We start from the raw sequence: 15,682 nt of genomic DNA on the forward strand, positions 1-15,682 counted from the left end.
GCGCGGTGTGGCGCTGGCCGGCGCGCGCATCGCCATCCAGGGCTTCGGCAACGTCGGCGGCACCGCGGCCACCATCTTCGCGGGTGCCGGCGCGAAGATCGTCGCCGTGCAGGACCACACGGGCACCATCGTGCGCGAAGGCGGCCTCGATGTCGCGCAACTGCACAAGCACGTGGCCGAAGCGGGCGGCGTGAAGGGCTTCCCCGGTGCGGACGCGACGCTGGACCGCGACGCGTTCTGGGACATCGAGTCCGACATCCTGATCCCGGCAGCCCTGGAGCGGCAGATCACGGCGGACGTCGCAACGGGACTCAAGACGAAGATCATCCTGGAAGGCGCGAACGGCCCCACGACGCCGGAAGCCGACGACATCCTCGCCGACAAGGACGTCCTCGTCGTGCCGGACGTGCTGGCCAACGCGGGCGGCGTCACCGTGTCGTACTTCGAATGGGTCCAGGATTTCTCGAGCTTCTTCTGGACGGAGGACGAGATCAATGCCCGCCTCACCCGCATCATGCAGAGCGCGTTCGGCGCCGTGTGGGACGTCGCGCAGGAGAAGAAGGTGAGCCTGCGCACCGCGACGTTCATCGTGGCCTGCACGCGCATCCTGCAGGCGCGTGAAGTGCGCGGCCTGTACCCGTGACACTGTAGGATGGGCGACCTTCGCCCACGCGTGACGCATGCGTCATGCAAACGTCCGCGTGGGCACGGCGTGCCCACCCTGCGAATCGCGTGGCGCGCCTGTCAGTACGACGCCACGCGACTTCAAAAAATCCATTTTTCACCGCACATTGCGCGCAGATAAGCATGCGTTGCAGCACATTCTCACATCGTTGAGCGAACGCATACATGCATTCGCACACCATTTCTTGTGCGCCGCAGCACAGGTAAGATGTGGAGATGAAAACGACCGACTTCCCTCCCCCATCTCCCGGCGCGGATGACGCGCTGTTCGACCACATCGAGCGCCGCCTGCTGGCGCTCACCACCGCCCCGCTGCACGCGCCCACACAGGTGGAGCGCCGTTGCGTGGACGAATTCGCCGACGGATTCCTCGGCCACATCGGCCTGTCCCCGATCCCGCTCGCGCGGCGCTGGCGCACCGCACCATGAGACGTAAAAAAAGCCGCACACCGTTCGCACGGCGGCGGCTTCGATTCGAGCGGGGACGATCAGCCCAGGCTCTCCAGGCGGATGCGCACCACCTTGCCGACGGTCGTCGCCAGGCTCTCGATCTTGGCGATCGCGGCGTTGACGTATTTTTCGCGGGTCTGGTGGGTGATGATGACGATGTCCGTGCGCGCCTTCTCGCCCGGCTCCTTCTGCAGCACGGCGTCGATCGAGATGCCGGCGTCGGCCAGGATGCGGGTCAGGTCGGCCATCACGCCCAGCTGGTCCTGCACGGTCACGCGCAGGTAGTAGCTGGTGCGGATTTCTTCCATCGGCAGGATCGGCACGTCGGCCAGTTCCGTCGGCTGGAACGCCAGGTGCGGCACGCGCGAATACGGGTCGGCGGTCGCCAGGCGGGTCACGTCGATCAGGTCGGCGATGACGGCGGAGGCGGTCGGCTCGGCGCCGGCGCCCTTGCCGTAGTACAGCGTCGCGCCGACGGCGTCGGCCTGCACGAGCACGGCGTTCATCGCGCCTTCGACGTTCGCGATCAGGCGCGCGCCCGGCACGAGGGTCGGGTGCACGCGCAGTTCGATACCCTCTTTACCGTCGACCGTCGTGCGGCGCGTGATGCCCAGCAGCTTGATGCGGTAGCCCAGTTGTTCGGCGTAGCGCAGGTCCACGGCCTGCAGCTGGCTGATGCCCTCGATGTGGGCGCTGCCGAACTGCACGGGGATGCCGAAGGCGATGGCGGACATGATGGTCAGCTTGTGCGCCGCGTCCACGCCTTCGATGTCGAAGGTCGGATCCGCTTCCGCATAGCCCAGTTCCTGCGCCTGCTTCAGCACGGTGTTGAAGTCCAGGCCCTTGTCGCGCATCTCGGACAGGATGAAGTTCGTCGTGCCGTTGATGATGCCGGCGACGGATTCGATGCGGTTGGCCGACAGGCCTTCGCGCAGCGCCTTGATGATCGGGATGCCGCCGGCGACGGCCGCTTCGAACGCCACCATCACGCCCTTGGCCTGGGCCGCCTCGAAGATTTCGTTGCCGTGCAGCGCCAGCAGCGCCTTGTTGGCGGTGACCACGTGCTTGCCGTTGGCGATCGCCTGCAGCACCAGTTCGCGCGTCAGGTCATAGCCGCCGATCAGTTCGACGACGATGTCGATATCCGGATTGTTCACGACGGCGTACGGGTCGGCGACGACCTCCACTTCGCTGCCGACGATACGCTTGGCACGTTCGAGGTTACGGACGGCGACCATCGCAACCTCGATGCCGCGGCCGGCGCGGCGGCGGATCTCTTCCTGGTTGCGTTGGAGGACGTGGTAGGTGCCTGCACCGACGGTGCCGAGGCCGAGCAAGCCTGCTTTGATGGGTTTCATATGAATATACTGTCTGCTGTCTGTCGTTCTCAGCGCGCGTGACGGCGCCGGTAGCCGTCGAGGAAGCGGGCGATACGGCCGCACGCATCCGTCAGGTCGTCGGAATTGGGGAGGAAGACCAGGCGGAAATGGTCCGGCGTCTTCCAGTTGAAGCCAGTGCCTTGCACCAGCAGGACTTTTTCCTCGGACAACAGCTCACAGATAAATTGCTGGTCATCGGCGATCGGGTAGATCTTCGGGTCGAGGCGTGGGAACATGTACAGCGCCGCTTTTGGCTTGACGCAGGTAACGCCCGGAATATCGGTCAGGAGTTGGTGAGCCAGGTCGCGCTGGCGTGCGAGGCGGCCGCCGGGGGCCACGAGGTGCGCAATGCTTTGGTGGCCGCCGAGCGCAGTCTGGATCGCGAACTGGCCCGGCGCGTTGGCGCACAGGCGCATCGACGCCAGCATGTTCAGGCCTTCGATATAGTCTTTCGCATGGCGTTTTTCGCCGGAGAGGACCATCCAGCCGGCACGGTAGCCGCACGAACGGTAGTTCTTCGACAGGCCGTTCAGCGTAACGAACAGGACGTCGTCGGCCAGCGAGGCGAGCGACACGTGCTCCTCGCCGTCGTACAGCGTCTTGTCGTAGATTTCGTCGGCGTAGACGATCAGCTGGTGCTGGCGCGCCAGTTCGACGATTTCCAGCAGCACGTCGCGCGAATACAGCGCGCCGGTCGGGTTGTTCGGGTTGATGACGACGATCGCCCGCGTGTTCGGCGTGATCTTCTTGCGCATGTCGTCGATGTCGGGCAGCCAGCCGGCCTGCTCGTCGCAGACATAGTGCACGGGATTGCCGCCGGCCAGGCTGACGGCCGCCGTCCACAGCGGGTAATCCGGCGCCGGGACGAGGACTTCGTCGCCGCTGTTCAGCAGGCCCTGCATCGCCATCACGATCAGTTCGGAGGCGCCGTTGCCCAGGTAGATGTCGTCGATGCCGACGCCGCGGATATTCTTTTCCTGGGTGTAATGCATGATCGCTTTGCGCGGTGCAAACATGCCCTTCGAATCCGTGTAGCCGGCCGAGTTCTGCATGTTGAGGATCATGTCGCGCACGATCTCATCCGGCGGATCGAAACCGAACACGGCCAGGTTGCCGATGTTCAGCTTGATGATCTTGTGGCCGTCTTCCTCCATCTGGCGCGCGATCTGCAGCGCCGGGCCACGGATCTCGTAGCAGACGTCGTCGAGCTTGTTGGATTTCAGAATCGGTCGCAAAATATCACCTTGGAAATAAATGGCTGCGGAAGATGCCTGTTAAGCAGCCTGATCTGTAGCGCGTTGTTGCAATGCGAAAAATTCCATTCTGCCCAATTGGCGGGGATTAAGCAACCGCCCATTGCTGGGACGTACTGGAAACCAGTTACAATACGCGCCCTGTGCCTGTCATTCCCCGGCTTGCCATCATGAAGCTCCATTCCAGCAGCACCGAAAAATACCAGACGGTCACCGGCTACGACCGGGCCGGCGTCGAGATCAACGCCCAGCGCTTCGACTACAGCGTGCTCGTGATGCCCGAAGTGGCACCGCGCGCGTGGCCCGTCACGCGCTTCGAGGACCTGAAAGCCGAGCATTTCGAGGCGATCGCGGCCGACAAGCCGGACGTCGTCATCCTCGGCACGGGCGAGCGCCAGCGCTTCGTGCATCCGCGCCTCGTCACGAGCCTGTCCAGCCAGCGCATCGGCGTCGAAAGCATGGACAGCCACGCCGCCTGCCGCACCTACAACATCCTGATGGGCGAAGGCCGCAAGGTGACGCTGGCGCTGATCATCGAAGGCGACGCGAAGGCCGCATGAACGACCTGCACCGGAATAAAACCCTCACCTGGACCCTGCTGATCGTCTTTGCCGCCGTCCTGCTGTATGCACTGGGCGCGCGCACGCTCGTGCCGCCGGATGAAGGCCGCTACGCCGAGATGGCGCGCGAGATGTTCGCCAGCGGCGACTGGATCACGACGCGCCTGAACGGCATCAAGTATTTCGAAAAGCCCCCGCTGCAGACGTGGATGAACGCCCTGTCGTTCACCCTGTTCGGCCTCGGCGACTGGCAGGCGCGCCTGTGGACGGGCTTGTGCGGCCTGCTGGGCGTCGTCCTGACGGGCGTCGCGGGCACCCGCGTGTTCGGCGCGCGCATCGGCTTCTACGCCGCGCTGGTCCTCGGCTCCTCGTTCTACTGGGTCGCGTGCAGCCAGATCGATTCGCTCGACATGGGCCTGTCCGGCATGATGACTGTGGCCCTGTGCGCCCTCCTCATCGCCCAGCGCGACGATGCTTCCGGGTCCGAGCGCCGCAACTGGATGCTCGTGTGCTGGGCCGGCATGGCGCTGTCCGTGCTGTCCAAGGGCCTGATCGGCCTCGTGCTGCCGGGCGGCGTGCTCGTGTTCTACACGATCTTCTCGCGCGACTGGGCCATCTGGAAGCGCCTGCACATCGTGAAAGGCCTGATCCTGTTCTTCCTGATCGCCACGCCGTGGTTCGTGCTGGTCGGGCTGAAGAATCCGGAGCAGCCGCACTTCTTCTTCGTCCACGAACACTTCGACCGCTTCCTCAAGAAGGAACACCACCGCGAAGCGGCGTGGTACATCTTCTTCGTGCTGCTGGCCGCCGGCAGCGTGCCGTGGGTCGGCGTGCTGGTGCAAAGCCTGATTGGTGCCGCCCGCCGCGACGGCGAGACGACCAAATTCCGTCCACGCCTGATGCTGCTCGTGTGGGTGGCGTTCATCACGTTGTTCTTCACCAAGTCGAATTCCAAGCTGCCCGGCTACATCCTGCCCGTGTTCCCCGCCGTCGCGCTGCTGGTGGCGGTCTACCTGGACGCCGGCACGCGCCGCGGCCGCATGGTCACGGCCGCCCTGACGGCGCTGCTGGGCGTGGGCTTCCTCGTCACCGTCCCGTTCATGCTGAAGTTCGCCAAGCATGCGGGCGAGGACGTGCTGTACGCGGCCTATCAGCCGTGGGTGCTGGCGGCGGGCCTCGTGCTGCTGATCGGCGGCTGCCTTGCCCTGCTGTACGCGCGCCAGATGCTGCGCGACCTGTTCGTCGTCGTGCTGGCCATTGCCGGTTTCGCCGGCACGCAGCTGCTGCTCGTCGGCTTCGAGCCGATCGGCCAGGTGCGCGCTGGCGTCAACCTGCTGCCCGCGCTGAAGGCCGCCGGCGCCGCGAATCCTGCCGTGAAAGTCTATTCGGTCGGGATCTACGAGCAGTCGCTGACCTTCTACCTCGGCCGTCCCGTGACGCTCGTCGATTACCGCGACGAGTTCGACTTCGGCCTCCAGCAGCAACCGGAACTCGCGATCCCGACGATTCCCGAGTTCGTCGCCCGCTGGCGCACGGATGCGGCCGCCGGCGTGCGCAACGTGGCGATCATCCGTCCGGAGATCGCCGCGGACCTGCAGCGCCAGGGCGTCCCGCTGCGCATCGTGGCGGCGGACGCGCGCCGTACCGTCATCGCGAATTTTTGATACTCCCGAATGAACCTCACCACCTTTGCCTTCATCATCTCCGGCGTGATCCTGAACGCCTGTGCCCAGCTGCTGCTGAAAGCGGGCACGAACGCCATCGGCGGCGCCATCCATCTCACCATGAGCAACTGGTTCGAGACCTTCGTCAAGGTCGTGACCCAGCTGCCGATCCTGGGCGGGCTGGCGTGCTACGCCATCTCGCTGGTCGTGTGGATCATCGGCCTGTCGCGCACGGACGTGACGATCGCGTATCCGATGCTGTCGCTGGGCTATGTCGTGTCCGCGTTCGGCGCCTGGATGTTCCTGGGCGAGGTGGTGTCGCCGCAGCGCCTGGCGGCCATCGGCGTCATCGTCATCGGCGTCGTGTTGCTGGCAAGAACCTAATTTAGCGTCGGACAGGGCGCTGTTACAATGCCAGCTTTGTCCGCATACATCTTTACAAGAGAATAACGAGCTTTCCATGACTGCCGAGCTGCCCTTTCTGCCCTTTTCCCGGCCCACCATCGACGAAGAGACCATCGCCGCCGTCGGCGAAGTGCTGCGCTCCGGCTGGATCACGACCGGTCCGAAAAACCAGGCATTCGAGGCCCTGCTGTCGGAATACTTCGGCGGCCGTCCGGTCCGCACCTTCAATTCCGGCACCTGCACGATGGAGATCGCGCTGCGCATCGCCGGCATCAAGCCGGGCGATGAAGTGATCACGACGCCGGTCTCGTGGCCGGCCACCGCCAACGTGATCATCGAAGTGGGCGCGACCCCGGTCTTCGCCGACATCGATCCGGTCACGCGCAACATGGACCTGGACAAGCTGGAAGCCGCGATCACCCCGCGCACGAAGGCCATCATCCCCGTGTATCTCTCCGGCCTGCCGCTGGACATGGACCGCCTGTACGCGATCGCGCACAAGCACAACCTGCGCGTCGTCGAGGATGCCGCGCAGGCCATCGGCTCGCTGTGGAACGGCAAGCGCATCGGCTCGTTCGGCGACTTCGCGTCGTTCAGCTTCCAGGCCAACAAGAACATCACGACCGGCGAAGGCGGTTGCCTCGTGCTGAACAACCTCGAGGAAGCGCGCCTGGCCGAGAAGTACCGCCTGCAGGGCGTGACGCGCAGCGGCGTGGACGGCATCGACGTCGACGTCCTGGGCGGCAAGTACAACATGAGCGACATCATGGCCACCATCGGCCTGGGCCAGATGAAGAACCTGGAGACGCTGACGGCGCACCGCGCCGCGCTGGCGCGCCATTACTTCGACTGCTTCGGCCCCGATTTCGAAACGCAGACCGGCGCCCAGCTGCCGATCCAGGCCTTCGGCACGAGCAACTGGCACCTGTTCCAGATCATCCTGCCGGACAACGGCCCCGGCACGCGCGCCGACTTCATGACCCGCATGCAGAAGGAACACAACGTCGGCACCGGCTACCATTACGCGCCGATCCACCTGTTCACGCTGTACCGCGAGCGCGGCTTCAAGGAAGGGATGTTCCCCGTCGCCGAGAAGATCGGCCGCCTGACCGTCACGCTGCCGATGTTCAATGCAATGACCATCGCCGACGTGGAACGCGCCGTGAAGGCCGTCAAAGCGGTGCTCGCAAAATGACGGCGGTGGCGATGAAACCGGAAGTCTCGGTCGTCATTCCGGTCTATAACGAGGAAGCGGGCCTGGCGAATCTGTTCGCGCGCCTGTACCCGGCGATGGATGCGCTGGGTATCGTGTACGAAGTCGTCTTCGTCAACGACGGCAGCCGCGACAACTCGGTGGCGATCCTGGCCGAGCAGTACCGCAAGCGCCCGGACGTCACGCGCGTCGTCCTCTTCAACGGCAATTACGGCCAGCACATGGCGATCCTCGCGGGCTTCGAACAGACGCGCGGCCAGATCGTCATCACGCTCGATGCCGACCTGCAGAATCCGCCGGAAGAAATCCACAAGCTGATCGCCAAGATGCGCGAGGGCTACGACTACGTGGGCTCGATCCGCCGCAAGCGCCAGGATTCGGCATGGCGCACGGTGGCTTCGAAGGCGATGAACCGGGTGCGCGAGCGCATCACGAACATCCACATCACGGACCAGGGCAACATGCTGCGCGCGTACGGCCGCAACGTGATCGACCTCGTCAACCAGTGCGGCGAAGTGAACACCTTCGTGCCGGCGCTCGCGTACAAGTTCGCGCGCAAGCCGACGGAGATCGTCGTCGAGCACGAGGAACGCGCGGCCGGCGAATCGAAGTATTCGCTGTACAGCCTCATTCGCCTGAATTTCGACCTGATGACGGGCTTCTCGCTCGTGCCGCTGCAGATGTTCTCGCTGCTGGGCATGACCCTGTCGCTGCTGTCGGCGCTGCTGGTGGTGGTGCTCATCTTCCGCCGCTTCCTGCTGGGCGCCGAGGCGGAAGGCGTGTTCACGCTGTTCGCGATCGCGTTCTTCTTCATGGGCGTGATCCTGTTCGGCATCGGCCTCGTGGGCGAATACGTGGGCCGCATCTACCAGCAGGTGCGCGCACGGCCGCGCTACGTCGTCGCCACGATCCTGGAGGGCGTGCCGCCGGACCTGGCGGAACTCGGCGGGATCGAGAAGCGGCAGGTCGCGCGCTGAGTATCTGGCCGCGGCCATAAAATCGTCGTTCCCGCGAAAGCGGGAACCCATGCTGAACATCAGAAATCCGCTCAGCATGGATCCCCGCTTCCGCGGGGATGACGGTGTTTTGCATGCTCATCCCAAATTGACTCGAACACTATGACCCAACCCCGCAAACGCGCAGTCGTCTTCGCCTACCACAACGTGGGCGTGCGCTGCCTGAAGGTGCTGCTGGCCGGCGGCGTCGACGTCGCCCTGGTCATCACGCACCAGGACAGCGCCACCGAAAACATCTGGTTCGAATCCGTCCTCTCGCTGTGCGAGACCGAAGGCATCCCCTACCTCACGCCCAGTGATGCGAAAGGCGCCGACCTGGTCGCGGCCATCCAGGCAGCCCAGCCGGACCTGATGTTCAGCTTCTACTTCCGCCACATGCTGCCGCAGGCGATCCTCGACATCGCCCCCGCGTACAACATGCACGGCTCGCTGCTGCCGGCGTTCCGGGGCCGCGCGCCCACCAACTGGGCCGTGCTGCACGGCGCCACCGAGACGGGTGCCACGCTGCACGAGATGACGGTGAAACCGGACGCCGGCGCCATCGTCGCCCAGCAGGCCGTGCCGATCCTGCCCGACGACACCGCGTTCGAAGTGTTCGGCAAGGTGACGGTCGCCGCGGAGCTGGCGCTGTACCACGTGCTGCCGGACCTGCTGGCCGGCACCGCGCCGCGCACGCCCAACGACCTGACGAAAGGCGGCTACTTCGGCGGCCGCAAGCCGGAAGACGGCCGCATCGACTGGACCAAACCGGCGCAGGACGTGTACAACCTGCACCGCGCCGTCGCCCCGCCCTACCCCGGCGCCTTCACGGACGTCGGGCCGCGCCGCTACGTCATCGAACGCGCCCGATTACAGAACGGTAATGTTCAGGGCCTCTCGCCGGGCCTTGCGGTCGTCGATAATGCCATCCTCGGCGTCTGCGGCGACGGCCGCGCGCTGGTCATCCACAGCCTGCTGGCCGACGGCCTGCGCATCTCCCCTGCCGAACTGCGGGCACAACTCGCAGAAGACCAGGCCTGAACAAGCATCCAGGAAAACCCACATGAAAAAAGTCCTCATCCTCGGCGTCAACGGCTTCATCGGCCACCACCTGTCCAAGCGCATCCTCGAGACGACCGACTGGGAAGTCTACGGCATGGACATGGCGTCCGATCGCATCGCGCACCTACTGGACAATCCGCGCATGCACTTCTTCGAAGGCGACATCACGATCAACACGGAATGGGTCGAGTACCACGTCAAGAAATGCGACGTGATCCTGCCGCTGGTCGCCATCGCGACGCCGTCGACCTATGTGAAGGAGCCGCTGAAAGTCTTCGAACTGGACTTCGAGGCGAACCTGCCGATCGTCCGCTCGGCCGCGAAATATAAAAAACACCTGATCTTCCCGTCGACGTCGGAAGTCTACGGCATGAGCCGCGACGCCGAATTCGATCCGGAGAACTCGGAACTGGTCTACGGCCCGATCAACAAGCCGCGCTGGATCTACGCCTGCGCGAAGCAGCTGATGGACCGCGTGATCTGGGGCTACGGCATGGAAGGCCTGAACTTCACGCTGTTCCGCCCGTTCAACTGGATCGGCGCCGGCCTCGACTCCATCCACACGCCGAAGGAAGGTTCGTCGCGCGTGCTGACGCAGTTCTTCGGCCACATCGTGCGCGGCGAGACCATCCAGCTCGTCGACGGCGGCCACCAGAAGCGCGCCTTCACGTACATCGACGACGGCATCTCGGCGCTCATGAAGATCATCGAGAACAAGGATGGCCGCGCCACCGGCCAGATCTACAACATCGGCAACCCGGTCAACAATTATTCGATCCGCGAACTGGCCGACATGATGATGAAGCTCGCGGCCGAGTACCCGGAATACGCGGCCGGCGCGCAGAAAGTGCAGATCGTCGAGACCAGCTCGGGCGCCTACTACGGCACCGGCTACCAGGACGTGCAGAACCGCGTGCCGAAGATCGAGAACACGAAGAACGACCTCGGTTGGGCACCGGCCGTGACGATGGCGGACGCACTGCGCCACATCTTCGACGCCTACCGCGGCCAGGTCGCGACGGCCCAGGCCCTCGTCGATTAAGGACACACCTTGGCACCGCTGCTCGTCCTCAAGATCGACGTCGACACCTACCGCGGCACGCGCGAAGGCGTGCCGAATCTCGTGCGCATGCTGAACAAGCACGGGGCCGGCGCGACGTTCCTGTTTTCGCTGGGCCCCGACCACACGGGATGGGCGATGCGGCGCGCGCTGCGTCCCGGCTTTTTCCAGAAGGTGTCGCGCACGTCCGTGGTTGAACACTACGGCGTCAGGACGCTGATGTACGGCGTGCTGCTGCCCGGCCCGGACATCGGGGCGAAGGCGGCGGCCGAGATGCGCGCCGCGCGCGACGCCGGCTTCGAATGCGGCATCCACACGTGGGACCACGTCCGGTGGCAGGACAACGTGCGCGGCCGCGATGCCGCGTGGACGGACCGCATGATGAAGAAGAGCGAGCAGCGCTATACGCAAGTGTTCGGCGCGCCGCCGCACACGCACGGCGCGGCGGGCTGGCAGATGAACCAGCATGCGTTCGCGCGCCACGATGCTTGTGGCTACCGCTACGCGTCGGACGGCCGTGCCCAGTTGCGCGACGATGGCGCGCTGGCCGATCCGCAGTTCGGCCCGTACCGCTACCGGGGCCTGTCGCACATCCAGATGCCCACCACCTTGCCCACGCTGGACGAGCTGCTGGGCCGCGAGATCGACGGCACCGTCATCGACGAGAACAATATCGCCGCCCACCTCCTGAAGCTGACGGCGGTTCCGCAACGCGACCACGTATATACCTTGCACGCGGAGCTTGAAGGACAGAAACTCGCCCCCATATTCGAGCAGCTGTTGTCAGGTTGGAAAGCCCAGGGCTACCGACTTGCCTCGATGGCGGACTATTATGAGAAGATAAAAGACGACCCGCTGCCCGAGCATCCGGTCCAGTGGGGCGAGTTACCGGGACGATCGGGCGAACTGATCATCCTCGACAAGACCATGTAAGCACGCGGTGCCAGGCCCGCGAGACAGGAGATTACCGTGGCCGAAAGCCCAACCGCAGCACCCGCAACCGCAGACGGCGCCGCCGCGCCCTTGGCGAATTTCAGCGCGCCGATGACCGGCGACCGGACTTTTCAACTGAACGGCCGCCCGGCGCGCTACACGGTGCTGTACTTCTATCCCAAAGACAATACCCCCGGTTGCACGACGGAAGCGATGAACTTCCGCGACCGCTACGACGAATTCAAGGCGCTGGACACCGACGTCTACGGCATCAGCCGCGATTCCCTGCGCTCGCACGAAAATTTCAAGGCCAAACTGGGCCTGCCCTTCGAACTGATTTCCGATCCGGACGAAGCCGTGTGCACCCAGTTCGACGTCATGAAGATGAAGAATATGTACGGCAAAAAAGTGCGGGGGGTCGAGCGCAGTACGTTTGTCATTGACGCTGACGGCAAGTTGGTGAAAGAATGGCGTGGCGTGAAAGTCAATGATCACGTGGATGAAGTGCTGGAATTCCTGAAAAGCCAGCCTTGAAGAGCGGGCTGGCGATGGTTATCAAAAACCTTTAGCCGAGCGTACGCCTATTTTGAGTCACTGTTTTACCTCACCGCATCATTCCAATCTGGCTGCCGGCCAGGGCCCCCGTCCGGGCTTCGCCGGCGCCTCGCAGCTCCCCCCAGTTGCATCTGTCTGCCCGACGGCGCGCGCGTGCCGTGCGGAGCGTTTTTCCGACTTCTTTTCTGGATTGAGAACCTGATGCCACTGCCTAAACTCCCCACCAAGCCGGCAACCATTCTGCTGGCCAAGGATTATCCGAGGGCCGAACCGGGCAAGACGCCTGTGCGCGCAACCGCGAAAGCGGAAAACGACCCTGTCGAAGACCTGATCAGCGGCCCGGCCGTACCCGCCCCCAAGGCGACGAAGCCGCGCAAGTCGAAGGCCGCCCTGCTGGCCGAGGCGCCCGCGCGCGAAGACACGCCCCCGCAAGCACCGCCAACGCCACCCATGCCAGCCCGCGGCGAAAAGCCCGCGAAGCCCGGCAAGGCGAAGGCCGAAGGCGCCGGTGCCAAGCTGCGCGAGACCGACATGAACGAACCGCATCCGGCCAAGCACAAGCCGGTCGAGGTCAACGTCAAGTCGCAAGCGAGCCGCAAGGCCGACACGTCGGGCACCACGAAGGTGTTCGTGCTCGACACCAACGTGCTGATGCACGACCCGACCTCGCTGTTCCGCTTCGAGGAACACGACGTCTACCTGCCGATGATGACGCTGGAAGAACTCGACAACCACAAGAAGGGGATGTCGGAGGTCGCGCGCAACGCACGCCAGGTCTCGCGCACGCTGGACGCGCTGATCGCCAACGTCGACGACGACGCCATCGAGACCGGCATCCCGCTGGCCAAGCTGGGCAACAAGGATGCGAAGGGCCGCCTGCACTTCCAGACGCGCCTGAACGGCGCCGCCCTGCCCGAGGGACTCCCGTCCGGCAAGGCCGACAACCAGATCCTCGGTGTCGTGCGCGCGCTGGAAACGGAGCAGCCGGGCCGCGCGATCGTGCTGGTGTCGAAGGACATCAACATGCGCATCAAGGCGCGTGCGCTGGGCCTGGCCGCCGAAGACTACTTCAACGACCACGTGCTGGAAGACACCGACCTGCTGTACTCGGGCATCGTCCAGCTGCCGGACGACTTCTGGACGAAGCACGGCAAGGGCGTCGAATCGTGGCAGGAGATCAAGGGCGGCTACTCGTCCACGTTCTACCGCATCACGGGCCCCTTGATCCCGACCCTGCTCGTCAACCAGTTCGTGTACCTGGAACCGAAGAACGGCGAAGCGCCGCTGTACGCCCAGGTCAAGCAGATCAACGGCAAGACCGCCGTGCTGCAGACCCTGCGCGACTATTCCAGCAACAAGAACAACGTGTGGGGCATCACGGCGCGCAACCGCGAGCAGAACTTCGCGCTGAACCTCCTGATGAATCCGGAAATCGACTTCGTCTCGCTGCTCGGCCAGGCCGGTACCGGCAAGACGCTGCTGGCACTGGCCGCCGGTCTCGCGCAGGTGCTGGAGACGAAGGTCTACAACGAGATCATCGTCACCCGCGTGACCGTGCCCGTCGGCGAAGACATCGGCTTCCTGCCCGGCACCGAGGAAGAAAAGATGTCGCCGTGGATGGGCGCCTTCGACGACAACCTGGAAGTGCTGATGAAGGGCGACGGCGACGCCGGCGACTGGGGCCGCGCGGCGACGCAGGACCTGATCCGTTCGCGCATCAAGATCAAGTCGCTGAACTTCATGCGCGGCCGCACGTTCGTGAACAAATTCCTCATCATCGACGAGGCGCAGAACCTGACGCCGAAGCAGATGAAGACGCTGGTCACGCGCGCGGGCCCGGGCACGAAGATCCTCTGCCTCGGCAACATCGCGCAGATCGACACGCCTTACCTCACCGAGGGCTCGAGCGGCCTGACGTACGTGGTCGACCGCTTCAAGGGCTGGGGTCACGGCGGCCACGTGACCCTGGCGCGCGGCGAGCGTTCGCGCCTGGCGGATCACGCGAGCGACGTGCTGTAACGTCGGTAGTTCCAAACAAAAAGCCTGTGCATCGGAAGGTGCGCAGGCTTTTTTTTCTCACCGTCGTCCCCGCGAAGGCGCACTGCTGTCCGGAATAATTTTTACCGTCGAAAATAGGCCCGCCATAGGGAAAAACCGTCGTTCCCGCGAAAGCGGGAACCCATGCTGACGGCTCGAAGTCGACTCTTTGTAGCCAACGAGGTGGAAATGAAGAACGTAGTTAGCATACCCAGTATGGATTCCCGCTTGCGCGGGAATGACGATGCTATTTCTGACGGTTCTTGAAAACAATATTCCGGACATGAGTGCGCGAAGGCGGGGATCCAATTTTGCTGGCATTACCGCAGCGCTTGCAAAATTGGGCCCCTGCCTGCGCAGAGGCGACGTTGTCTGGAAGTCCGGCTTATCGCACGATGCAATCCACCGTATTCTGCTGCGCCGCAGGCCCCTGCGACGCCAGCGGTCCACCCGTACCGATATTGAACGTCGGCGGCGGCGAGAACTTCAGCCCCGGGTTCTGCGGCAGTACGATCGGCGGCGCGCTCATGTTGGGCACGAAGCCGAACTGGCCGGCCTGGAAATGCTGGGCGCCGCCCGGGTTCGTCACGACGATCATGCCGTCCAGGACCGCCACGTGCAGACCCGGCGCCAGGTCGGGCACGAGACCGGGCGTGACCGGCCCCGGCGCCTGCTTCGCCGCGGCCGCGGCTTCGACCCACTGCGCGATGAACGTCGTGCCGCGGATGCCGATCGTGGCCGCCGGCGTCTTGAGCTGGAACTTCTCCTTGTTGCGCTTGCCCAGCAGGCCCGTGATCGAACGCAGGCCGCCCTTCACGAGGCTGAATGCGGCGCTGTCGGCTTCCGGCTTGTCGGCGTCATACGCGAAGTTGTCGATCTTGAAGGTCGTGCCCGGTCGCAGCGTGATCTCGCTGTTGTCGATGAAGCGGATCTGCGCGTAGGTGTTCTTCTCCGCCACGAGCGTGTCGCCGCTCTCCACTTCCGACTTCGCTGCGAGTACCTTGACGGTGCCGTCGGCCTTGCGGTCCATCAGCGGCCCGCTCAGGTGTTCCACGATGCCCACGGCCTGCCCTGCCCATGCCGCGCCTGCGCCGAACAGCAGCACGGCGCACAGCAGGACCCGGGCCAGCGCCTCAATTGCAGTACATTTTGGTCGCAGGTTTTTCATTCTTGACTCCAGATTGTTCCACTTGCGCGAGGCCCGACAGGCGTTCGCCCGGCTTGCCGGCCGCCGCGTCCTTGCCGCTCTTGTCGGCACCGCTGCCGGTGTTAGTGGGCGTCGATGTGTTGATGAGTTGGACGACCGTCTGTACCGCCTGGGCCACCGGCGTGCCCTTCGTGTCCTGGCCGGCGCCGGCGCCGCCGCTGAAGATCACGCAGCTGGCGTCGCCCGGATGCGTGCTGCAGAACGACGCCGTCGGCAGCACGGCCT

The 15,682-nt window shown here is 64.5% G+C and carries 16 protein-coding genes; 12 read left to right on the plus strand and 4 right to left on the minus strand.

What is annotated here, in order from left to right; translation table 11 throughout:
- Window positions 1–643: Glu/Leu/Phe/Val family dehydrogenase (locus ACEN88_RS10155; protein WP_413339283.1), on the plus strand; the 643-nt coding region annotated here is incomplete at its 5' end.
- Window positions 644–900: 257 nt separating this feature from the next.
- Window positions 901–1,113, plus strand: a complete 213-nt coding sequence (locus tag ACEN88_RS10160; protein WP_413339284.1) for a hypothetical protein — start codon at window positions 901–903, stop codon at window positions 1,111–1,113.
- Between the two features lie 59 nt (window positions 1,114–1,172).
- On the opposite strand, the gene ACEN88_RS10165 is transcribed toward ACEN88_RS10160, so the two are convergent.
- A complete protein-coding gene (locus ACEN88_RS10165; RefSeq protein WP_413339286.1) occupies window positions 1,173–2,492 on the minus strand; it encodes a homoserine dehydrogenase in 1,320 nt (439 codons plus the stop codon).
- A gap of 29 nt (window positions 2,493–2,521) precedes the next feature.
- A complete protein-coding gene (locus ACEN88_RS10170) occupies window positions 2,522–3,748 on the minus strand; it encodes a pyridoxal phosphate-dependent aminotransferase (RefSeq protein ID WP_056136773.1) in 1,227 nt (408 codons plus the stop codon).
- A 188-nt stretch (window positions 3,749–3,936) separates the two neighbouring features.
- On the opposite strand from ACEN88_RS10170, the gene ACEN88_RS10175 reads away from it, so the two are divergent.
- The 10 genes from ACEN88_RS10175 (at window position 3,937) to ACEN88_RS10220 (ending at window position 14,232) form a co-directional block, all read left to right on the plus strand.
- Window positions 3,937–4,326 carry an Mth938-like domain-containing protein gene (locus ACEN88_RS10175; RefSeq protein WP_413339288.1) on the plus strand — a complete coding sequence of 130 codons (390 nt, stop codon included), beginning with the start codon at window positions 3,937–3,939 and terminating at the stop codon, window positions 4,324–4,326.
- On the plus strand, window positions 4,323–5,990 hold the full coding sequence (locus tag ACEN88_RS10180; protein WP_413339290.1) for a glycosyltransferase family 39 protein: 1,668 nt from the start codon (window positions 4,323–4,325) through the stop codon (window positions 5,988–5,990). The genes ACEN88_RS10175 and ACEN88_RS10180 overlap by 4 nt, the downstream gene beginning before the upstream one ends.
- Before the next feature lie 9 nt (window positions 5,991–5,999).
- Window positions 6,000–6,374, plus strand: coding sequence for an EamA family transporter (locus ACEN88_RS10185; protein WP_413339292.1), 375 nt, complete (start codon window positions 6,000–6,002; stop codon window positions 6,372–6,374).
- 76 nt (window positions 6,375–6,450) lie between these two features.
- Window positions 6,451–7,590 (plus strand): DegT/DnrJ/EryC1/StrS family aminotransferase, encoded by a 1,140-nt coding sequence (locus tag ACEN88_RS10190; RefSeq protein WP_413339293.1) that lies wholly within the window; start codon window positions 6,451–6,453, stop codon window positions 7,588–7,590.
- 11 nt (window positions 7,591–7,601) lie between these two features.
- Entirely contained in the window at window positions 7,602–8,585 is a 984-nt protein-coding gene (locus tag ACEN88_RS10195; protein ID WP_413339294.1) for a glycosyltransferase, read from the plus strand.
- Between the two features lie 141 nt (window positions 8,586–8,726).
- The gene (locus ACEN88_RS10200; protein ID WP_413339296.1) at window positions 8,727–9,644 is read left to right on the plus strand and encodes a formyltransferase; all 918 of its coding nucleotides are present in this window, start codon (window positions 8,727–8,729) and stop codon (window positions 9,642–9,644) included.
- 22 nt (window positions 9,645–9,666) lie between these two features.
- Window positions 9,667–10,707: a bifunctional UDP-4-keto-pentose/UDP-xylose synthase gene (locus ACEN88_RS10205; protein ID WP_413339297.1), complete on the plus strand. Its 1,041-nt coding sequence runs from the start codon at window positions 9,667–9,669 to the stop codon at window positions 10,705–10,707.
- Between the two features lie 9 nt (window positions 10,708–10,716).
- A complete protein-coding gene (locus ACEN88_RS10210) occupies window positions 10,717–11,658 on the plus strand; it encodes a polysaccharide deacetylase family protein (protein ID WP_413339299.1) in 942 nt (313 codons plus the stop codon).
- Between the two features lie 36 nt (window positions 11,659–11,694).
- Window positions 11,695–12,192 carry a peroxiredoxin gene (locus ACEN88_RS10215; protein WP_413339301.1) on the plus strand — a complete coding sequence of 166 codons (498 nt, stop codon included), beginning with the start codon at window positions 11,695–11,697 and terminating at the stop codon, window positions 12,190–12,192.
- A 222-nt stretch (window positions 12,193–12,414) separates the two neighbouring features.
- Window positions 12,415–14,232, plus strand: coding sequence for a PhoH family protein (locus ACEN88_RS10220; RefSeq protein WP_413339303.1), 1,818 nt, complete (start codon window positions 12,415–12,417; stop codon window positions 14,230–14,232).
- A 403-nt stretch (window positions 14,233–14,635) separates the two neighbouring features.
- Here the strand turns inward: ACEN88_RS10220 and ACEN88_RS10225 are convergent, their stop codons facing one another.
- Window positions 14,636–15,418 carry a FecR domain-containing protein gene (locus ACEN88_RS10225; RefSeq protein ID WP_413339305.1) on the minus strand — a complete coding sequence of 261 codons (783 nt, stop codon included), beginning with the start codon at window positions 15,416–15,418 and terminating at the stop codon, window positions 14,636–14,638.
- Window positions 15,384–15,682, minus strand: a 299-nt coding sequence (locus tag ACEN88_RS10230; protein ID WP_413339307.1) for a hypothetical protein, incomplete at its 5' end; no start/stop codon positions are given. The genes ACEN88_RS10230 and ACEN88_RS10225, both read right to left, overlap by 35 nt.

It is taken from the genome of Massilia sp. CT11-108 (genome assembly GCF_047302915.1).
Classification (GTDB): Bacteria; Pseudomonadota; Gammaproteobacteria; order Burkholderiales; family Burkholderiaceae_D; genus Telluria; species Telluria orientalis.